Consider the following 20,718-nt stretch of genomic DNA (forward strand, 5'->3'; position numbering starts at 1 on the left):
ATTAAATATGAAAAAGATGACATCTTTATTAAATAAGAATTAAGAATTGCACCATTTCCTATCAATTACAACTTAAGTCTAATACGCTAAACACAGTGCAAACCTACTGTAACACCCCAAATTGAACAAAAATTTATATTTATAACAATCGCAACGAATAAAAACGATTCTCCAAAAAATCTTGACTCAATTTTTCTCATAAAAAAGGATGGCATTTCGCCATCCTTTTTAGTTCTTTTTTAAACTTACTTTACGCCATGAACAGCTAAGTAGTTTTTAATTACAGTATTGAACTCATCTGCTTTTTCAACTTGAGACCAGTGACCACATTGGCTGAAAATATGAGCATCAGCATTTGGTACAACATTCAAAATATCCCAAGTACGTGAAACAGGAATTACAACATCTTGCGTACCATGAATTAACAATACTGGAACAGTAATGTCTTTCATTTTTTCAAAGTCTAATGGGAATTCAAAACGATCACGATCACGTGCACCAACAACATCCATCAAACGATCAGATGCTACGTCATTTTGTGCAGATGCAAAACGTACTTTTACAAGTTCGTCAGTAATCAAATCTTTGTTCACAACAAACATAGAAAGCGTTTTCTTAATGCCTTCTTCTGTAAGTACAGGGTTTGCATGTGCTTTAAGTGCTGCAGTTTGAACCGCACCACCCGTACCCATAGATACGATACCTAAAATACGTTCTGGATAATCAATTGCCATTTGGAAAGCTAACCAGCCACCTAATGAGTTACCTACTAACCAAGTTTTTTCGATACCTAAAGCATCTAAAGTACGCACTGCATGATCAACCCAAGCACGAATACCATAAGCAGTATTAGGTGCAACAACAGTTTGACCATAACCAATTGTATCGATAGCGATACAACGAGCTTGCTCACCAATTTGCGGTAAGTTTAACCACCAGTTTGCCGCAGCCGATACACCAGTACCTGAACCATGTAAAAACAAAATTGGAGTACCTTCACCAATTTCATGATAATGCGTTAGCTCACCTTCAGCGGTTTCAATCCATTTGTCTTCTAAACCAAAGAATGCATCTGTAGTGTATTCAGGGATTTGAACAGTACTCATACCGGTTCCTTATCTTGGCTTTAACCCACAGCCTGATTGGTACTAAAGGTTAAAGTTCATTCGTTAAAATTACTTTTTCAGAGCTTTATCTTACCGTTTTGATTGATGCAAACTCATACAAATTTTGAATCACTCTCAATAAAAAAACGATTATATAAGTAACTATTTTTAAACAATTTAATTTAATTAAACTCATTTAAAGTAATATTCAAAGAAAAAAAGAGCGATTCAAATTCGAATCGCTCCAAAATCCACCCTCTGGATTTAAACTACGTAAATTAGAACTTATATGTATACGTTGTTGCGATACGATGTTCTTGTAAATTACTAGTAGTGCCTGGAACATTGATATTCGTGTAATTCGTATCAATATACATATAGTTAAAACCTAAACCTTTTAACTTACCTTCAGGCACAACATAATTCACGATCACATTATTTTCATTTTCACGACCGCGACCTGCCGATGCAGTATCAATATTCCAGCCTTGGAAATGACGTACAGTTGCAGTTAAACCCGGCACACCAATTTCTTTAAAATTATAGGTATAACCAAGGCTCCAAGATTTTTCATCTTTACGAATAAAACTTGCAACAGACCAGTTGTCTAAATATGGCTGTGGAACCCAACCACCCAATGTAGGAAATAAAGACGCTTCTGTACCATGATCGCCAAACATTTCCTGGTAGCCTAGTTGAACTGTATGCATACCATGATTTACTTTTGCACCAATAGAAAGTGCTTGGCTATCAATTTCACCATATAACTTATCGCCAGTTTCGCTATTATCAAAATAACGAACATGAGCATCGAAATTAGTTTTTTCAGCTAATTTAGTTTTATACGTTGCAGCAACATAATGCTGTTTATAGATATTCGTTACATCTGCAAACCAGTAGCTACCACCAATTTTAGGGGTAAACTGATGATCAACACCAAAAATGTACATACCATCATCAGTAGATTTATTAGCAGCTTCAGCTTTAGCAAAATCATTCTGCGGGAATAAAGTTAAATTTTGATATTGGTTGTCATAACGTGCGTTGATACCATCAATGTAAGCTAACGTTAATTTAGTATCTTTAATGTCTTTAGATTCTAACCATGCACCACTATATGTTGTTAATAGTTGACGCGATGGATCGAAGAAAATTACAGGTGACATAGGTAATAAATCACCTACTTTTAATTCTGTTTCGCTTACTTTAACTTTTAAAGTTGCGCCAATTTTTGCATTATCACGCTGAGTTTTTTGATCCGCATTGCTATAAGGCATATGAATATCATTGGTAGTATCTGGCGATTTCAAACCAATCGCATATTGAGCCAAAAGATCAGCTCCAACTTGAATACCAGCACCAACATCGTGATAACCAGATTTAGCATCTAAAGTGATTGCTTGTGTCCAGTTACCATAATTCAAATCTGAACGATCATCATAATTACGTTCTAAATAGAAATTTTTGAATTTTAATTGAACATTACTGTCATCAATAAAATCTGCATTCGTTGCAGTTGTACCCAATGCAGCAGTTGCCGCACAGATTGCTATCCATAGTGATTGGTGACGCATGACTAATTCCTAGAATCATTAAACTTCGTTATGACGTCATCATGCGGAACTATGGTTGAACATTAAATCAGACGACAGTAGTAAGATTTTGATTTCAGGGAACTAATATTAAAAATATTCGCGTAATTCCACGTTTTTTAATTCTTTTTAAATCTAACTCATTTTTTTAATTTATTTATCGTTTTTCATCAAATACTGTGCTATTCAGTTAATTTTCTAGCTTGTTTTAAAAAATCCCAAAAAAACACTTTTCACTTATTCATATTAAGTTTTAATTACAAAATAAGACGTAAATTATATAATTATCACTTATAAGTATTTCCTATTGTTTTATAGATAACAACACTTCAACAAATACCTATAAACCTAACTTACCCTCATAAATAATCTTTACGTAGTAGTAAAATTATTCTTTATTTTGAATAAAATGTTTTACAGAACATTGATTTTAAGCATCATGTAATCCCGTTTAAATAATCAGATAGCTATCAGGTTTATATTCATTATCTTAATCAACTTATTCTTCTTGTAATTCAAAACCAAAAATTAAACAAAAAAAGTAGACAGAGCATTTAAAATATAAAAAAAGCGCCCTTTAGGGCGCTTTTTTAAAACTTAATTTTAACAATTAAGCTTGTAACTCACGTGCTTTAGACATTGTTAAAGCCAAATCTTCAATCATGTCTTCTTGTCCACCAACAGTACCACGGCGACCAAGTTCCATTAAGATTTCACGTGCAGATACGCCATATTTCGCTTCTGCGCGTTTAGCAAATAGCAAGAATGAAGAATAAACACCTGCATAACCTAAAGTTGCAGCATCACGATCGGCACGGATCGGATTGTGCATCATTGGAATTACTAAGTCTTCAGCAACATCTTGTACTTTGAACAAGTCAACGCCAGTGTCCATACCCATACGGTTAGCAACAGCGATGAATAATTCAAGTGGCGTGTTACCTGCACCAGCACCAAGACCAGCAGATGCTAAATCGACACGTACTGCACCAGCTTGAACCGCAGCAACAGTGTTAGAAACACCCATGCCCAAGTTGTGGTGACCGTGGAAACCTAGCTCAATGCTTGAATCTAAATGCTGACGTAAGTGACCTACACGATCAAGTACATCTTGAGGAAGCATGTAACCCGCTGAGTCTGTTACATAAATACAGTTTGCACCGTAAGACACCATCTTCTTCGCTTCTTCAAGCAATTTTTCAGGTGTTGCCATGTGAGCCAACATTAAGAAGCCCACTGTATCCATTTCTAACTTACGTGCAGCAGTAATATGCTGTTCAGAACAGTCTGCTTCTGTACAGTGAGTTGCCACACGAATAGTAGAAACACCAATTTCATGCGCCATTTTCAAATGGTCAACCGTACCGATACCAGGAAGAAGTAATGCAGAAACTTTTGCATTCTTCATACGTGGCACAACAGCAGATAAATACTCTTCATCAGTTGCAGCAGCAAAACCGTAGTTTACAGATGAACCACCAAGGCCGTCACCGTGTGTAACTTCAATTAAAGGTACGCCTGCGTCATCAAGTGCTGTTGAAATTGCAATCATTTGCTCAACAGTTGTTTGATGGCGCTGTGGATGCATACCATCACGTAAAGTCATATCATGAACAATAATCTTAGACATGTGGTTGCTCCTTAAGCTTCTTTGTTGAATACGTGTTCTGCAAACATTTCTGCAGTACGTGCTGCAGCAGCAGTCATAATGTCAAGGTTACCTGCGTATTTCGGTAAGAAATCGCCAAGACCTTCTACTTCTAAATAAATAGATACGCGATTGCCATCAAATACAGGGCCGTTTACAAGCTTGTAACCAGGCACGTATTTTTGAACTTCTTTAATCATCGCATGTACAGATTCAGTGATCGCAGCTTGATCTGGCTCACCTTCAACTAAACAATGAACTGTGTCACGCATCATTAGTGGTGGCTCAGCAGGGTTGATGATGATGATTGCTTTACCTTGTTTCGCGCCACCAACTTTCTCAATTGCACCCGCAGTTGTACGTGTGAATTCATCAATGTTTTTACGTGTACCTGGACCTACAGATTTTGTAGATACAGTTGCAATGATTTCACCATATTCAACTGGTTGAACGCGAGAAACTGCAGCAACCATAGGAATTGTTGCCTGGCCGCCACATGTCACCATGTTTACGTTCGGCACTTCGCCAGCAGCAAGTAAAGCTTCTAAGTTTACTGGTGGTACGCAGAATGGACCAATTGCAGCAGGTGTTAAGTCAATCATTAACACGCCAAGTTCATTTAACTTACGGCTGTTTTCTGCATGTACGTATGCAGAAGTTGCATCAAATGCAATTTTAATGTCGTCTGCAATAACGTGAGGAAGTAAACCATCAACGCCTTCAGCAGTGGTTTTTAAACCCATTTTTGCCGCGCGAGCAAGACCTTCAGAAGTAGGATCAATACCTACCATCCAAACTGGCTCTAACCATTCGCTACGTTGTAACTTGTAAAGCAAATCGGTACCAATATTACCTGGACCAATCATTGCACATTTAATCTTTTTCATGAATGTACTCTCTTAAATTCCGATTTATCCAACAATGTTATTCAGCGGCAAATGCAGCAGTAACTGAACCAAAGCCTTCAATCTCAACCACGAATTCATCGCCAGGATGAGCTACAACCATTGGACCTAAAGCACCTGTTAAAATAATATCGCCTGCAAGTAATGGACGACCACGACGAACCATTTCGTCTGCCAACCAAACTGCTGCATTTAAAGGATTCGATAAACACGCTTTACCAATGCCTTGTGAAACTACTTCATCACCACGTTTCATGGTCATTTTGCAGTTAGCAAGATCAAGGTTTTCTAGCTTCACAGGACGTGAACCAAGCACATACGCTGCTGAAGATGCATTATCTGCAACAGTATCGATCAAGCTGATTTTCCAATTCTCGATACGGCTATCTACAACTTCAACCGCAGGAAGTGCATACTCAGTTGCGCTAATAATGTCAGCGTAAGTATGTTTTTCTTGCGTCAAATCTTTATTGATCACTAATGCGATTTCTGCTTCTACTTTTGGTTGAATCAATAATCCCGCAGGAATTGCTTCACCATCGCCGTACGCCATATCAGCAAACAACATACCAAAGTCAGGTTGGTCTACACCTAATTGCGTTTGAACAACTTTAGACGTTAAACCAATCTTACGACCTGTTAAACGACGACCTTCTTTAAGCGCACGATTGGTATTCACTTCTTGAACTGCGTATGCAATATCTACATCAGCACTTTCACCACCCAATTGTGGGCGAATTGGAGCAATCGCAGTTTTTGACAATTCAGCATCACGTAATGCTTGCGCAACCGATTCAACAACAGCAGAATTCGACATCAATGTTTCCTTAAACTGCAAAATTTTTAGGATGAATGACGCTATTAAGCACAAAAGATAAAACCAAGTAATGAACAGTATTCACACAAAGAATTACTGTAAAAATGTCTAAGTTTAATCGTACTTAACAAGCGCATATATCTATGAATTTGACTAGAATCGGGATTTTGCAGCTAGATTACCAATACTTATTTTATTTTTAGCAATACTCAAAACCTATTATTAAACTCAGGTTTATATATTCAAAAACAATTAGTTATTTATTAAATCCAAGTCTTCTTATTTGTTTTTAGTGTGTCTAAGTAACTCGCTGTTTTTAAGTTAAAAAATATCTACGACTAAATTACTAGACAGATAAAACAATGCCCAACTTAAAGCTGGGCATTTATATTCAAAAATTTAGCGTATTTAAGCTTTTACTTGTGCCACTAAAAAAGCATGAAGCTCTTCAACATTTTGCACAACACATAATGGCGAATATAAATTTAAGACTTCAGAAGTATGTACGCCATAAGTCACACCAACACGAGGCATAGCAATATTTTTTGCCATTTCTAAATCGTAAGAAGTATCACCAACCATAATTGCACTTTCAGCATTCACTTCTGTTTCTGCCAAAATTTCAGCAAGCATCAACGGATCAGGCTTAGATTTTGTTTCACTTGCCGCACGTGTTGCACGAAATAAATGTGTACTCTGAGTTTGTGCTAATACTCGGTCTAAACCTTTACGACTTTTACCTGTTGCAACAGCCAATTGAACACCCAAGTCCTGAAGTTCTTGCAACATCTTTGCCACACCATCAAACCAAACATCCCCTTTAGAATGTTCAACATAATGATCGCCATAGCATTTTAAAAGTTGCTCATGCAGCTCTGGCACTTTTGGAAATAAAACTTGCGCTACTTCAGGCAAACCTAAACCAATAATGCTTTTCGCTTCTTCATCCGTTAAAGGTTGATTAAACTGCTCTGCTGCAAATTTTAAACTTTTAACAATTTGCCCAACCGAATCAAATAAAGTTCCATCCCAATCAAAAATGATGAGTTCTACTGATGATGTCATAAAATTTCCTAAATTTGACTCGATGTTTAACTTCTTACTTCTTCCAACCCCTTCCTTTAAAGGAAAGGAATTGAGAGAGAGTTACTAAAAAAGATTACTCATCATCCAAAGAAACAACTGGCTTATCTGCTTTTTGTGCACGCAATTGCGCCACAATATTTTGCATATCTTCAGGTAATGGCGCTTCTATCGTTTCATAACCTGGAATTTCTAAACGCATTGCATGTAAACATAAACGACGTGGTTTAGGACCTTTATACGTAGTTTCATGACCATATTTTTCATCACCCACCAAAGGATGACCAATACTTAAACCATGCACACGAATTTGATGCGTACGACCTGAAAGTGGAGATGCATAAACCAAGGTTGCATGCATAAAACGCTCTGCAACATTCCACTGCGTTTTAGACTCTTTACCTTCTTTAGACACACAAACTCGACGCTCGCCATTTGCAAGTTCATAACGATGTAAAGGCGCATCAATAAGTTGTTTATCTAAAGCAACTTTCCCTTTTACAACCGCAGCATAAGTCTTTTTAATTTTATGCTCACGCAACATATCTTGAAGCGATTTCAAAGTACTACGCTTTTTAGAAATCATCACCAAGCCAGAGGTATCTCGGTCAATACGATGAATTAATTCTAAATATTTTTTACCGCTTGCTGCGCGCAAACCTTCGATTAAACCGTAAGCAACACCGCTACCACCATGCACAGCAATACCCGATGGTTTATTCACCACCATTAAGCCTTCATCTTCATAAACAACACGGCTTAATAAACTTTGTGCAACTTTGTCTGAAACAGGTACTACAGTTTCATCTTTTTGCTCGTAACGTATTGGTGCAACACGAATTTGATCACCAATGGCAAGCTTGGTTTCAGCTTTAACACGCTTTTTATTTACGCGCACTTGTCCTTCACGTATTAAACGATAAATACGACTTTTAGGAACGCCTTTTAAACGAGTAAATAGAAAATTATCAATACGTTGACCTGATTGATGTTCATCCACTTCAAACCAAGTGACATTTTGCCATTCTTGCGTAGAATTCATACAGTTACTGTGACCTAAAAAAATACTAAAATTGATTAAAAACTGATCATTTGAGCTATACTTTTCACAAGAAACATAAGCTTAGCCCATAGGCAGATGATGCAAGGTTTGGTATAGTCGACATACGGAAACCATCGTTTGTGAGTTTGGTCTAATTTTTTCAGATTATTCTGAACATAATTATTCACGTTAATACTCACGGACACGAAAAGGTCCCAAAAGAATTATGCCGACGCCGAAGGCTTATTATATCGGCAAAAACACAAACTGTTGCGTTTAATTGTACCTCAGGTACATAAATCAGTTTGGCTTAAAAAATATGTCGCCAACTTAAAGTTGGCTTTAAACGTAAACTGATACACATCAGATGAGTCGCTCCCTGATGCTAAATTCAGGCTACAGCGTTGATGTATTGGATCTGCACAGTTGCACAGGTACGATGATAATTCCGTATCAAGCCACCTTAAAAAAAGGATGTGCTTCGAGCACTGTGACAGTGAAAGTTATTCACATCCAATACACCGCTAGTCCGCCAGTGAATCGCACAGGTGACTTTAATCGTTTAAAGATTGAAGCCGTATTGTCATCATCGGTACGTAAATCATAAACCGAAGCCCACCTAAAAAGGCCGGTAAAAGAGAGCTCAAATCACAATGAGTTTATTTGAGATTTGAGCAGTTGATTCGTAGTTCTTGATGTTCGCTACGTGACCTAGCGATGCTTTGCTGTGTATCACTATAAGGTGTTACACCCATGAAACGTATGTTGATTAATGCAACACATGCCGAAGAAATTCGCGTTGCACTTGTCACTGGACAGCGTCTTTACGATTTCGACTTAGAGAATCGTACACGCGAACAAAAAAAATCAAACATCTATAAAGGTCACGTGACTCGCGTTGAACCTTCTTTAGAAGCTGTATTTGTAGAGTATGGTGCAGGTCGTCAAGGCTTCTTGTCTATGCGCGAAATTGCAAATTCATACTACAAAGCAGACCCTCGTCAAACTTCTAATATTCGTGAACTTATCACCGAAGGTACTGAGCTTTTAGTTCAAGTAGAAAAAGAAGAACGTGGCAACAAAGGTGCTGCGCTTTCTACTTTTATCTCACTTGCTGGTCGTTATTTGGTACTTATGCCAAACAACCCTAAAGGTGGCGGTATTAGTCGTCAAATTTCTGGTTCAGTTCGTGAAGAATTGAAAGAAATGTTAGCGTCTTTAAATACGCCACGCGGTATGAGCGTTATTGTTCGTACAGCAGGTATTGGTCGTTCTAAAGAAGAATTACAACTTGACCTTCAACATTTGCTAGATCTTTGGGCACAAATCCAAACTACTGCAAACTCAGGTCCATCTCCAATGTTAGTTCACCAAGAAGCAGGTGTTGTTACACGCGCTATTCGTGATTACTTACGTGATGATGTTGCTGAAATTTTAATTGATTCTGAGCAAGCGTATAACGAAGCATATAACTTCGTAAAAGCAGTAATGCCACGCCAATTAGACAAATTAAAAACCTATACATTAAATGAGCCTTTATTTGCTCATTTTGGTATTGAAAGCCAAATTCAAACTGCTTATGAACGTGAAGTTAAGCTTCCTTCAGGCGGTTCTATCGTGATCGATCAAACAGAAGCTTTAGTTTCTGTAGATATTAACTCTGCGAAATCAACTCGCGGACATGACGTAGAAGAAACAGCTTTAAATACAAACTTAGAAGCTGCTGAAGAAATTGCTCGCCAATTACGTTTACGTGATATTGGTGGTTTAGTTGTAATCGACTTCATCGATATGACGAAAGACCGCAACCAACGCATGGTTGAAGCAAAACTTCGTGAAGCAACTCAAAGTGACCGTGCACGTATTCAGTTCGGTCAATTATCTCGCTTTGGTTTAATGGAAATGAGCCGTCAACGCTTACGTCCATCTTTAGAAGAAGCAACTGGTTATGTATGCCCTCGCTGTCATGGTACAGGTATGGTTCGTGACCTTCGTTCACTTTCGCTTTCTATTATGCGTAAAGTGGAAGAAATTGCACTTCGTGAACGCCAAGGTGAAGTTCAAGTTCAAGTTCCTGTTGAAATTGCAGCATTCATGCTCAATGAAAAACGTCACAGCCTTGTTTACTTAGAACAAACTTCCAATGTACGTGTAACTGTATTGCCTCACCCGCATTTAGAAACACCACATTACGAAATTTCATTTAACCCTGAAGGCTTTGCGCCAACAAGCTACGAACGTACTGAAGCGACTCGTAATAGCGAAAAAGAATTGGGTTATGAATCTTCAGAGTGGCATTTAGAAGAAGAGCAACACACTCATGCAGCAGCTCCTGCTCCTGCACAGCAAAATGCTCATAAAAACCAAAATCCAAATCAAAAGCGCCGTCCGCAACATGCGAACCAACAACAAGTTCAGCAACAGCAAGTAAAAGCTGCTCCTGCTCAAGCATCTACAAGCCCTTGTGCTTGGTTAGAAAACTTGTTTGTTCAAAAGCAAGCAACAACAATTGATCAATCTCGCACAGCAAACAATGCTGCATCTGCAATTGAGCAAATGGTAAATGGTGGTGCTGTAAGTCGTGGTCAATTTGGTCAAGTAAATAACCAAGTTCAAGCCCCAACCCAACAACGTGCTCCTGTTGCGCAAGCAAATAATGCTTATTTGGCACCTTCAAGTGTTGCGAATAAGTCTGAACAACGCGATCTAATGGACAAACCTTTAGAGCGTGACGAGAAGACTCAACGTCCAAACAACAACAAGAAGCCACGTAATAACAAGCACAAAGAACCGCGCGAACAAGTACAACAAGACAATGTACAACACCAAGTACATGAAGAAATTGTACAAGTATCTCGCCAAGAACAACGCCAAGAAGCACGTGAAAACAAACGTAATTCTCGTCGTCATCACAACAATAATGACCAACAACAGCAAAATGAAGTTCTAAACAATGAACAACAAACTGCTGTTCCACGTCGTGACCGCAATAACCAACAGCGTCCAAACCGTCCAAATCGCCACCGCGATCCAAGCGTATTGAACGAACAAGCAACTGCACCAGTCGCTCCTGTTGTTGAAGCTACTATCGATCAAAATTACGTTAAAGTTGAAATGATTGATATCCCTCAACAAGAAGTGATGCCAACTGCTTTAGTTGTGAATGTTGATCAAGCTCAAAGTGAAATTATTGCTTTAAGCCAACCTCAAACTGCTGCTGTTGTTACACCTGTAGAAGCTACAATTGTTGAAGAAACAAAACCAGCACCTGTACAAAAAGAAGTTGCCGAGAAAAAACCTCATGCACACAAAAAAGCTGATTATGCGAACAAACAAGCGCAGCAACCAGTAAAACGTGCAAGTAATGACCCTCGTCAAAATCGTCGTCAACGTAACGAACAAGCACAAGTTCCTGAGTTAAAACCAACTCAAGTTCCTACGCTTTCAAATTACACAGTGGATTCTTTAATCCGCCATGTATACGGCGATGACTGCTCTGTTCTTATTGAACAATTTGGATTAATTCCAACGTTCAATCGTGCATTGGCAAAATTCACTAGTGAATATGCTGCAAGCTTAGCATCTCAAAATACAGCACCTGCTGCCGAGAAAAAGCCTGTAACGCGTGATGTTGAAGTAAGTAAAGCAACTCCAGAAGCAGAACCAGCTCCTGTACTTGACCTTACGCCACCAAAACCTGTTTCAGACAATCGTGTTGCAAATGATCCGCGTGAGCGTCGTCGTTTAGCAAAACTTGCTGCTGAACAAGCGCATGAGCAAGCTAAACAAGCTCACATTGAAGCAGATAAAGCACAACAAGCTGAAGAAGCAACACCTGTTGTTGAAGAAGCCGTTAAAGCACCTGTAACCGAAATTGTTGAGGCTGCAGAAACCGTTGAGCCTGCTGTTGAAGCTCCTATTGAAACAACTACAGAATCAGTAGAAGAAACTGTAAACGAAGTTGCTCAAGCAGCTGAAACTACAGAAGAGCAATCTGCTGAAGATTCTGCAACTTCAACGAAAGACAAGCCTGCAAGACCTCGTCGTCCTCGCGGTCGTCCACCGAAAAAAGTAGACACTACACCAGAGTCATAATTGACTTGTTGTAGGTAAAAAAATTCCAGTCATTTCGGTGACTGGTTTTTTTTTGGTAATTTTGTCAATTTAGGTTGATTGCACTAGTCAGAAACGATTAAAAGACAAGTGTAGTAATTTATTGAAATTCATCATAAACAAATAATGATGATACTGATTTACGAAAATAATAGGATTCTTATGAGCCATAATTCACAAAGCGATCTCATTGGTTTTAAAGAAGTCGCAGCAAAAATTCCTAAATTCATGAGTAAGTTACCTCATTTAGTGACTGGCCTTAAGCAAGCTTATTTACGTACTTCAAACTCTCCTGCGGGTCTAGGTATCGCATTTGAAAGCGCCGTTAAACGCAACCCTCAAGGCTGTGCTTTAAGGTATCAAGATCAAGCATTTTCATATCAAGAATTAAATAATTGGGCAAACCAAATTGCTCACTATTACCTATCTATTGGTGCAAACAAAGGTGATGTTGTTGCACTTATGATGGAAAACCGCCCTGAAATGCTAGCAACAGTTCTCGGCTTAGCAAAAATTGGCGTTACTATTGCCCTTGTAAATACATCTCAAGTAGGCAAAGTTCTTGCACATAGCATTAATTTGGTAAAACCAATTGCTGTAATTTCGGGTGAAGAATGTTGTGCTGCTGTAGATGAAATTCGTCATGACCTAGAAATTCCTGAAAATCGCTTTCACTGGTTCGCAGACCAAGAAACCTTAAAAGATGCGGGTGAAACACCAACAGGTTTTGTGAATTTGGCGCATGAAATTGCTAGTTTCCCAACATTTAACACACCTACAACTCGTTCTGTGCAAGGTAAGGATGGATTATTCTATATTTATACATCAGGTACTACAGGTTTACCCAAAGCGGTTATTTTCACCAATAGCCGTTGGACTTTGGCGTATGGTACCTATGGTCATATAATTGATTTCAAAGCTGATGATGTAATGTATTGCACCCTTCCGCTTTACCATGCAACAGGTATTGTTGTGTGTTGGTGTGGCGTTATTGCAAGTAGCGCAACGCTTGCAATTAGACGTAAATATTCAACATCTTCATTTTGGAAAGATGTACAAAAATTTGATGCCTCTGCCATTGGTTATGTAGGTGAACTTTGCCGTTACTTAATGGATGCGCCTGAGTCTGAATTAGAAAAAGGTCACCGTGTTACCAAAATGATTGGTAACGGCATGCGCCCAAATATTTGGGATAAATTCAAAGCACGCTTTGGTATTGAAGAAGTTCTTGAACTTTACGCATCTAGCGAAGGAAACGTAGGTTTTAGTAATGTATTCAACTTCGATAACACGGTTGGATTTTCACCTACGCCATATGCAGTCATTCAATATGATAAAGAAAAAAATGAACCTGTTCGTGACAAAAATGGTTGGTGTATAAAAGTTAAAAAAGGTGAAGTTGGCTTACTTGTAGGAAAAATCACACGTCGCTCACCTTTTGATGGTTATACAGATCCTGAAAAAAATAAAGCCGTCGTCATGACAAATGTATTGAAAAAAGACGATGCTTACTTCAATACAGGAGATTTAGTTCGCGACATTGGTTTTAGACATGCTCAATTTGTAGATCGTTTAGGTGATACTTTCCGCTGGAAAGGTGAAAATGTCTCTACAACCCAAGTTGAAAACATTGTTTCGGACTATGAAAAAATTACCGAAGCTGTTGTATATGGCGTAGAAATTCCAAATACGAATGGTCGTGCAGGCATGGCAGCCATTACTTTGCATGATGGTGCTCAATTAAATGAACAAGATTTATGCGATATGTTGACGGAATTTAAAAAATCATTGCCAGCTTACGCAATTCCAGTATTTTTACGTATTCAAGATACTGTAGAAACAACAGGTACATTCAAGTATCAAAAAAGTAAGTTAAAAGAACAAGGCTTCAACATCCATCAAACGAATGAGAAGATTTTTGTTCTTTTACCAGGTTGCAATGAATATTGTGAACTTACAACTGAAATTTATAATGACATTGAAAGCTATAAATATAGATTTTAAAGACAAAAATTGCCTGTTTTTTGATTATATGATGTATTTTTGTTTTATTTATAATCAATCACAGGCAACTTTATAATTTTTTACTTGCGCTCATTTCATAACTTGCTACAATACGCTCCATCAAACGAAGTGGTGTTTAAAAACTTTCTAAGTTTTCTTGCACTACACATTCAAGCAACGCTTGAGTGCTGGTTCAGGGTCGTTAGCTCAGTTGGTAGAGCAGTAGACTTTTAATCTATTGGTCCCGCGTTCGAGTCGCGGACGACCCACCATTTCTTTTGACACCCCTGATGGGTCGTTAGCTCAGTTGGTAGAGCAGTAGACTTTTAATCTATTGGTCCCGCGTTCGAGTCGCGGACGACCCACCATCATTCTAAAACTTCTGTTTTAGAAACCATCAAATCTAATTTGATACAAAACCTTTGAATGGGTCGTTAGCTCAGTTGGTAGAGCAGTAGACTTTTAATCTATTGGTCCCGCGTTCGAGTCGCGGACGACCCACCATTCATCTTCAAAGCTCCTCATTCTTAATTCTCTAAAGAATCGAAACTTAGCTTTTTAAAATTAAAATACATCTCAAATTTCCCATTTTTAATTCTCTACACTCGAAATAATATTCTTTAGTGTCTCTATTGTTTTTTAATACATTATTTAAATAACTTTTAAACTTTAAGCATAGCAACTAAAAGCCATTACCTTATCTACTCACCACATATTTTATTAGATATAAAAAAAGCCCCATTAAAGGACTTTTTCAAAATTATGTTTCTCGCTTTATAACATAAGCTTCATGCGGAAATGGATGTCCATCTTGAAAGAACTTTTTATTCACTTCACTTGCATTCGCAATTTTATCTAAGTTCATAATTAAATTTTTATCTTTATCTATATCGTAAAAAAATTCTACACCACTCATACGAAGTAGAATAATTTGATGATTTATATCATCATATTTCCAGTGATCTTGACGATATTGATGCTCAGATGCAAAGGTAATAGAACCCGCGTGAATAATTGTTCTATGCGCTGTACCATCGGGTAATAAATTTAAAATAAAATCTGCTGTTCCTTTTTCACAGTAAACTATTGGGTCTTTGCAATCGACAACAACATGATAGCGTCCAACATAAGGAAGCGCATTGTCTGAAACAGATACACTTAAACCCTCTTCTTCAATAGGTACTGCGGTTTGCCCTGCAACATCTGTCAATTTTTTCCCTGTTACTGGCTCGTAATCATCTTTACTTGCTGTTTGAAAGGTTGCATTTTCATCAGCTGAAATTTCGCTAAATTGCTCTTGATTACAAGCTACCATCCCTAAAGCTAAAAGAGAAAAAATGCAATTCTGATATATCATGCGATTCAACATGAATTCACCTTTCATATAATATGAAGCCAGAAACTTTATTTAAATAATTACACAAATCACTTAATAATGAAACGTTTACTACACTGTCTCATACTAATTGTTATTTTAGGGTGATATAGAATACACAGATATAAGCAGTTACACATTTTAACGATTTAGTTTCTATAAAGACTTTAAATTTATAAATATAGCTCCATATTTTATATACAACTTACTGATTGTTCTAATTTTAAGGAGAACTAGATGACCAATGTTGGTTTATATCGCTCTAACCGCTCATCAATGATTGCTGGTGTAATGGGTGGTATTGCTGAACGTTTTGGTTGGAATGCAAATTCACTTCGCATTATTTTTATTGTCGTTTCAATTATGAGCGCAGCATTTCCAGGTATTTTGGTTTATTTAATTCTTTGGTTCTTAATGCCTAAAAAGCAAATTGAATTACAGCATACGTCTGGTTATGAAACACCTATGCGTACTGTAAATGATGACCGAGCCTAAACTTTTGACCTTGTGGTCGCTACGATATTTTCCCCAAGATATCGTAGCTTTTTTTTCGCCTACTATTTTCCACTTTCCCGAAGTTGCTGATTTAAAACAGCAATCATATCGGCTCGACTAATAATTCCTATAAGCTTTTTATTTTCAACAACAGGAATGTAGTTAAAAGAACGCTCCACAAAATATGGAATAAGTGTTTGAATAGATTGATCAGGCTTAACTGTAATGACTTTTTTATTCATAATATCTTGTACCTGATTCCCCCACGCAAACTTCATATCAGGTTCGCGATTAAAGCACTCCATCACATCATATAAAGCCAAAGTTCCAATCAAAATATTTTGCGTATTCACAACGGGTAAACTCATCAAATTTATTTGTTTAAATTTTGCTAAAACATCTTTAACTTCATCATTTTCATATAAGCAAATAACATCTTTAGTCATGATGTCACCACAGGTATATGTTTCAGGCTTTCTAGCGTCTGCTAAATACTGGGCTTCTAAAATAATATGTTGTAAATCATATTCACTAATATCAAGAAGTTCAGTTTGTTTTGCTAATACTTGCTGAATATCTTTTGGCTGAACAGATACCTTCTGCAAAGCTGTAGGGTCTGCCGATCGTGTATTGATTTGAGCTTTCTGTGGATATTGTTTTCCCATAAATCTATTAAATATAACTGCAATGATCAACAGTAAAATAGAATTCAATAAAACAGGATATAAAACAAAAGCATAACCTAAATTATGCACCTCTCCCCCACCTAATACCGCAGTAATAGCGACAGCACCACTTGGTGGATGTAATGAGTCTGTTGTCATCATAAGAAAAATAGACAATGCAACAGCAACACTAAAAGCAATTGTTAAATTAGGAATCCATAAAGCGCAGCTTACGCCAATCACGCCTGCTATTGTATTACCAACAATCACATTCCAAGGTTGAGCCAAAGGACTCGCAGCAACTGCAAATAATAAAACTGCAGATGCTCCCATAGGCGCGATATACCAAGCATTAAAACCATTTAGCGCAATCCAACTGATCAACGAGGACAATCCCAGTCCAAGCAAAGCGCCAACCGCACAAATCAAACGGTCTTTTAAAGATAATATTTTGAAATTAGGCTTTAGGGTATTTAACCAGTTGGCTTGATTTTGAAGCATATTCTGCCTACATATTCATTTTTATGATTTGCCACAGTATAAAACTATCAAAGCTTTAAGATGTATTCATTTTATATCTTATGGTTATTGTTTAAACTGAATTTAGACACCATCCATTTTTACTATAAATTCAGTCTTGAAATAAATTGTTTAAACATTCGCCCTTTTGTTCATAACCTTTGCCTCTACCCTTTAAAATCCTTATAATTGACTACAATTTTTCTCTAATTTTAAGTGGATGACCATGAGTCGCGCCATATCGCATATTGATACTTTCCAAGGCTTAATTCTTGCCTTACAAAACTACTGGGCTGAACAAGGCTGTGTAATTTTACAACCTTACGATATGGAAATGGGCGCAGGCACATTCCACACAGCTACTTTCTTACGTGCTTTAGGCCCTGAAACTTGGAATGCTGCTTACGTTCAGCCTTCACGTCGTCCTAAAGATGGTCGTTATGGTGAAAACCCAAACCGCCTACAACACTACTACCAATTCCAAGTAGTGCTTAAGCCAAACCCAGACAACATCCAACAGCTTTATTTAGACTCTTTAAAAGCAATTGGTATTGATCCTTTAGTTCATGACATTCGTTTTGTAGAAGATAACTGGGAATCTCCAACACTAGGCGCTTGGGGCCTAGGTTGGGAAGTTTGGTTAAACGGTATGGAAGTAACTCAGTTCACTTACTTCCAACAAGTGGGCGGTGTTGAATGCTACCCAGTAACAGGCGAAATCACTTACGGTCTTGAGCGTTTAGCAATGTACCTTCAAGGTGTAGATTCTGTTTACGATCTTGTTTGGACAAAAGGTCAATTTGGTACAGTAACTTACGGCGATGTATTCCATCAAAATGAAGTTGAGCAATCGACTTACAACTTCGAATACGCAAACGTAGAAAAAATGTTTGAATTATTCGACTTCTACGAAGCTGAAGCATCTCGCTTAATGGAAGCAGAACTTCCACTTCCTGCATACGAACAAGTAATTAAGGCATCTCATAGCTTTAACTTGTTAGATGCGCGTGGTGCAATTTCTGTAACTGAACGTCAGCGTTATATTTTACGTGTACGTACATTGGCTCGTGCGATTGCACAAAGTTATGTTGCTGCTCGTGCGAAGCTTGGCTTCCCAATGGCAGAACCTGCACTTCGTGATGAAGTTCTTGCACAATTAAAAGCACAAGTTGAAGCGGAAGCAAAAGTTGAATCTAAGGAGAGCAAATAATGTCTAAACATACAGTATTGTTCGAATTAGGCTGTGAAGAACTTCCACCAAAAAGCTTAAAAAAATTACGTGATGCATTACACGCTGAAACTGTAAAAGGCTTAAAAGATGCAGGCTTAGCGTTTGACTCTATCGAAGCTTATGCAGCACCACGTCGTCTTGCACTTAAAATTGTAAATGTAGATAGCGCGCAAGCAGACACGCAAAAACGTTTTGACGGCCCTGCAAAACAAGCTGCGTTTGATGCTGAAGGCAATGCCACGAAAGCTTTAGAAGGCTTTATGCGTGGTCAAGGCATTACGGTTGATCAAGTATCGACTTTCCAAGCAGGTAAAGTTGAAAAAGTATGCTACTTAAAAGACGTGAAAGGTCAAAGCCTTGACGTTTTACTTCCGCAAATTTTACAAAATGCGTTGGATAATCTTCCAATTGCAAAACGTATGCGTTCTGCGGCAAGCCGTACAGAATTTGTACGTCCTGTAAAATGGGTTGTTTTGCTTAAAGATAACAATGTGATTGATGCAACAATTCAAGATCACAAAGCAGGTAACCTGACTTATGGTCACCGTTTCCATGCACCTGAAGCAATCACACTTGCAAATGCAGATGAATATCTTGCGAAGTTAAAAGCAGCTTACGTTGTTGCTAACTTTGAAGAGCGTCAGGCAATTATTGACGGTCAAGTAAAAGCTTTGGCTGATGAAGTAAATGCTATTGCGATTGTGCCTGCGGATCTTCGTGATGAAGTAACAGCATTGGTTGAATGGCCTGTTGCGCTTCGTGCAAGTTTTGAAGAACGCTTCCTTGCTGTTCCTCAAGAAGCATTGATTACAACGATGCAAGACAACCAAAAGTACTTCTGTTTAGTAAATGCAGATAACAAACTTCAACCTTACTTCATTACTGTGTCAAACATTGAGTCTAAAGACCCGACACAAATTATTGAAGGTAACGAGAAAGTTGTTCGTCCACGTTTGTCGGATGCTGAATTCTTCTTCTTACAAGACCAAAAACAACCGCTTGCTTCTCGTAAAGAGAAACTTGCAAATATGGTTTTCCAAGCAGAATTGGGTACGCTTTGGAATAAATCTGAACGTATTGCAAAATTGGCTGTTGCTTTAGCGCCTATTACAGGTGCAAAAGCGGAAGATGCTGAAAAAGCTGCACTTCTTGCAAAATGTGACTTAACGTCTGAGCTTGTTGGTGAATTCCCAGAACTTCAAGGTATTGCGGGTACTTACTACGCACGCATTGAAGGCGAAAATGATGAAGTTGCAGAAGCTTTAGGTGAGCAGTATTTACCTAAATTTGCAGGCGATGTTTTACCTAAAACTAAAACAGGTACTGCAATTGCTTTAGCTGACCGTTTAGATACGCTCACAGGTATTTTTGGTATTGGTCAAGCGCCTACAGGTTCTAAAGACCCATTTGCACTGCGTCGTTCTGCAATTGGTATTTTGCGTCTTGTAACTGAAAACAATCTTGATGTGTCTATTGAAGATTTAATCAAGCTTGCTTTGGCTGCTTATGGCGATGTATTGAAAGATCACGATAAGACTTTAAATGATGCTGTTGCATTCTTAGAAGGTCGTTACCGTGCGAAATACGAAGACCAAGGCGTTGCGGTTGATGTAATTCAAGCTGTTCAAGCATTGTCGCCAAAATCACCACTTGATTTTGACAAGCGCGTAAATGCGGTGAATCACTTCCGTGCATTGCCTGAAGCTGCTGCCCTTGCTGCTGCTAACAAGCGTGTTGCGAACATTCTTGCAAAAGAAGCGACTCCTACAGGTGATGTTGTTGAAGCAAACTTGGTTGAAGATGCTGAAAAAGCATTATTCGCTGAACTTGCAAAAATAACGCCTGTAGTTGAGCCTTTATTTGCTGCGAAGGATTACACTGCAGCCCTTTCTGCTTTGGCTGCGTTACGCGCGCCTGTAGATGCTTTCTTTGAAGGTGTAATGGTAATGGCTGATGATGCAGACTTAAAAGCGAACCGTTTACGCATGCTTGCTCAATTACGTGACTTGTTTACGAAAGTGGCTGATATTTCGGTATTACAGCATTAAGATTTAGATATAAAAAAAACCCGCTTTAGAGCGGGTTTTTTATTTTTAAATCCTTATATTTATGATATAAAAAAC

The 20,718-nt window shown here is 38.1% G+C and carries 14 protein-coding genes and 3 tRNA genes; 8 read left to right on the plus strand and 9 right to left on the minus strand.

Going from position 1 to position 20,718, the window contains the following annotated elements; translation table 11 throughout:
• Positions 1-245: 245 nt before the first annotated feature.
• The 7 genes from SKM54_RS07370 to SKM54_RS07400 all read right to left on the minus strand — a co-directional run bounded on the left by SKM54_RS07370 (position 246) and on the right by SKM54_RS07400 (position 8,193).
• The gene (locus SKM54_RS07370) at positions 246-1,106 is read right to left on the minus strand and encodes an alpha/beta fold hydrolase (RefSeq protein WP_154771789.1); all 861 of its coding nucleotides are present in this window, start codon (positions 1,104-1,106) and stop codon (positions 246-248) included.
• 278 nt (positions 1,107-1,384) lie between these two features.
• Positions 1,385-2,680 carry an OprD family outer membrane porin gene (locus tag SKM54_RS07375; protein ID WP_321087708.1) on the minus strand — a complete coding sequence of 432 codons (1,296 nt, stop codon included), beginning with the start codon at positions 2,678-2,680 and terminating at the stop codon, positions 1,385-1,387.
• A 628-nt stretch (positions 2,681-3,308) separates the two neighbouring features.
• Positions 3,309-4,328 carry a 4-hydroxy-2-oxovalerate aldolase gene (dmpG, locus tag SKM54_RS07380; protein ID WP_311918180.1) on the minus strand — a complete coding sequence of 340 codons (1,020 nt, stop codon included), beginning with the start codon at positions 4,326-4,328 and terminating at the stop codon, positions 3,309-3,311.
• Between the two features lie 11 nt (positions 4,329-4,339).
• Positions 4,340-5,233, minus strand: a complete 894-nt coding sequence (locus tag SKM54_RS07385; RefSeq protein WP_321089351.1) for an acetaldehyde dehydrogenase (acetylating) — start codon at positions 5,231-5,233, stop codon at positions 4,340-4,342.
• A 37-nt stretch (positions 5,234-5,270) separates the two neighbouring features.
• The gene (locus tag SKM54_RS07390) at positions 5,271-6,068 is read right to left on the minus strand and encodes a 2-keto-4-pentenoate hydratase (protein WP_154771793.1); all 798 of its coding nucleotides are present in this window, start codon (positions 6,066-6,068) and stop codon (positions 5,271-5,273) included.
• A 408-nt stretch (positions 6,069-6,476) separates the two neighbouring features.
• Entirely contained in the window at positions 6,477-7,133 is a 657-nt protein-coding gene (locus tag SKM54_RS07395) for an HAD family hydrolase (protein ID WP_321087709.1), read from the minus strand.
• 94 nt (positions 7,134-7,227) lie between these two features.
• On the minus strand, positions 7,228-8,193 hold the full coding sequence (locus tag SKM54_RS07400) for an RluA family pseudouridine synthase (protein ID WP_321095005.1): 966 nt from the start codon (positions 8,191-8,193) through the stop codon (positions 7,228-7,230).
• 753 nt (positions 8,194-8,946) lie between these two features.
• Here SKM54_RS07400 and SKM54_RS07405 point away from each other — a divergent pair.
• The 5 genes from SKM54_RS07405 to SKM54_RS07425 all read left to right on the plus strand — a co-directional run bounded on the left by SKM54_RS07405 (position 8,947) and on the right by SKM54_RS07425 (position 14,814).
• Positions 8,947-12,288, plus strand: a complete 3,342-nt coding sequence (locus SKM54_RS07405; RefSeq protein WP_321095007.1) for an Rne/Rng family ribonuclease — start codon at positions 8,947-8,949, stop codon at positions 12,286-12,288.
• A 180-nt stretch (positions 12,289-12,468) separates the two neighbouring features.
• Positions 12,469-14,310 (plus strand): long-chain-acyl-CoA synthetase, encoded by a 1,842-nt coding sequence (locus SKM54_RS07410; protein ID WP_321095008.1) that lies wholly within the window; start codon positions 12,469-12,471, stop codon positions 14,308-14,310.
• A gap of 196 nt (positions 14,311-14,506) precedes the next feature.
• A tRNA-Lys gene (locus SKM54_RS07415) sits at positions 14,507-14,582 on the plus strand.
• A gap of 20 nt (positions 14,583-14,602) precedes the next feature.
• Positions 14,603-14,678 (plus strand) — tRNA-Lys (locus SKM54_RS07420).
• A 60-nt stretch (positions 14,679-14,738) separates the two neighbouring features.
• Positions 14,739-14,814: transfer RNA gene (locus tag SKM54_RS07425), tRNA-Lys, on the plus strand.
• A gap of 256 nt (positions 14,815-15,070) precedes the next feature.
• Here SKM54_RS07425 and SKM54_RS07430 read toward each other — a convergent pair.
• Positions 15,071-15,679, minus strand: a complete 609-nt coding sequence (locus tag SKM54_RS07430; protein ID WP_321089347.1) for a hypothetical protein — start codon at positions 15,677-15,679, stop codon at positions 15,071-15,073.
• A gap of 243 nt (positions 15,680-15,922) precedes the next feature.
• On the opposite strand from SKM54_RS07430, the gene SKM54_RS07435 reads away from it, so the two are divergent.
• Positions 15,923-16,180 carry a PspC domain-containing protein gene (locus SKM54_RS07435; protein WP_321095009.1) on the plus strand — a complete coding sequence of 86 codons (258 nt, stop codon included), beginning with the start codon at positions 15,923-15,925 and terminating at the stop codon, positions 16,178-16,180.
• Positions 16,181-16,242: 62 nt separating this feature from the next.
• Here the strand turns inward: SKM54_RS07435 and SKM54_RS07440 are convergent, their stop codons facing one another.
• Complete coding sequence (locus SKM54_RS07440) at positions 16,243-17,346, minus strand: HPP family protein (RefSeq protein WP_321095010.1); 1,104 nt, start codon at positions 17,344-17,346, stop codon at positions 16,243-16,245.
• 244 nt (positions 17,347-17,590) lie between these two features.
• Here SKM54_RS07440 and glyQ point away from each other — a divergent pair, with 244 nt between their 5' ends.
• A complete protein-coding gene (gene glyQ / locus SKM54_RS07445) occupies positions 17,591-18,574 on the plus strand; it encodes a glycine--tRNA ligase subunit alpha (protein WP_154771801.1) in 984 nt (327 codons plus the stop codon).
• A complete protein-coding gene (glyS, locus tag SKM54_RS07450) occupies positions 18,574-20,643 on the plus strand; it encodes a glycine--tRNA ligase subunit beta (RefSeq protein WP_321095011.1) in 2,070 nt (689 codons plus the stop codon). The genes glyQ and glyS overlap by 1 nt, the downstream gene beginning before the upstream one ends.
• Positions 20,644-20,718 lie beyond the last annotated feature (75 nt).

Source organism: Acinetobacter faecalis, assembly GCF_034187745.1.
GTDB lineage: Bacteria > Pseudomonadota > Gammaproteobacteria > Pseudomonadales > Moraxellaceae > Acinetobacter > Acinetobacter faecalis.

Coding starts and splice junctions, on each gene's coding strand:
- SKM54_RS07435 (WP_321095009.1), top strand. CDS start 15,923: ATGACCAATGTTGGTTTATATCGCTCTAACCGCTCATCAATGATTGCT.
- SKM54_RS07440 (WP_321095010.1), bottom strand. CDS start 17,346: ATGCTTCAAAATCAAGCCAACTGGTTAAATACCCTAAAGCCTAATTTC.
- glyS (WP_321095011.1), top strand. CDS start 18,574: ATGTCTAAACATACAGTATTGTTCGAATTAGGCTGTGAAGAACTTCCA.
- glyQ (WP_154771801.1), top strand. CDS start 17,591: ATGAGTCGCGCCATATCGCATATTGATACTTTCCAAGGCTTAATTCTT.
- SKM54_RS07400 (WP_321095005.1), bottom strand. CDS start 8,193: ATGAATTCTACGCAAGAATGGCAAAATGTCACTTGGTTTGAAGTGGAT.
- SKM54_RS07375 (WP_321087708.1), bottom strand. CDS start 2,680: ATGCGTCACCAATCACTATGGATAGCAATCTGTGCGGCAACTGCTGCA.
- SKM54_RS07395 (WP_321087709.1), bottom strand. CDS start 7,133: ATGACATCATCAGTAGAACTCATCATTTTTGATTGGGATGGAACTTTA.
- SKM54_RS07410 (WP_321095008.1), top strand. CDS start 12,469: ATGAGCCATAATTCACAAAGCGATCTCATTGGTTTTAAAGAAGTCGCA.
- dmpG (WP_311918180.1), bottom strand. CDS start 4,328: ATGTCTAAGATTATTGTTCATGATATGACTTTACGTGATGGTATGCAT.
- SKM54_RS07385 (WP_321089351.1), bottom strand. CDS start 5,233: ATGAAAAAGATTAAATGTGCAATGATTGGTCCAGGTAATATTGGTACC.
- SKM54_RS07430 (WP_321089347.1), bottom strand. CDS start 15,679: ATGTTGAATCGCATGATATATCAGAATTGCATTTTTTCTCTTTTAGCT.
- SKM54_RS07405 (WP_321095007.1), top strand. CDS start 8,947: ATGAAACGTATGTTGATTAATGCAACACATGCCGAAGAAATTCGCGTT.
- SKM54_RS07390 (WP_154771793.1), bottom strand. CDS start 6,068: ATGTCGAATTCTGCTGTTGTTGAATCGGTTGCGCAAGCATTACGTGAT.
- SKM54_RS07370 (WP_154771789.1), bottom strand. CDS start 1,106: ATGAGTACTGTTCAAATCCCTGAATACACTACAGATGCATTCTTTGGT.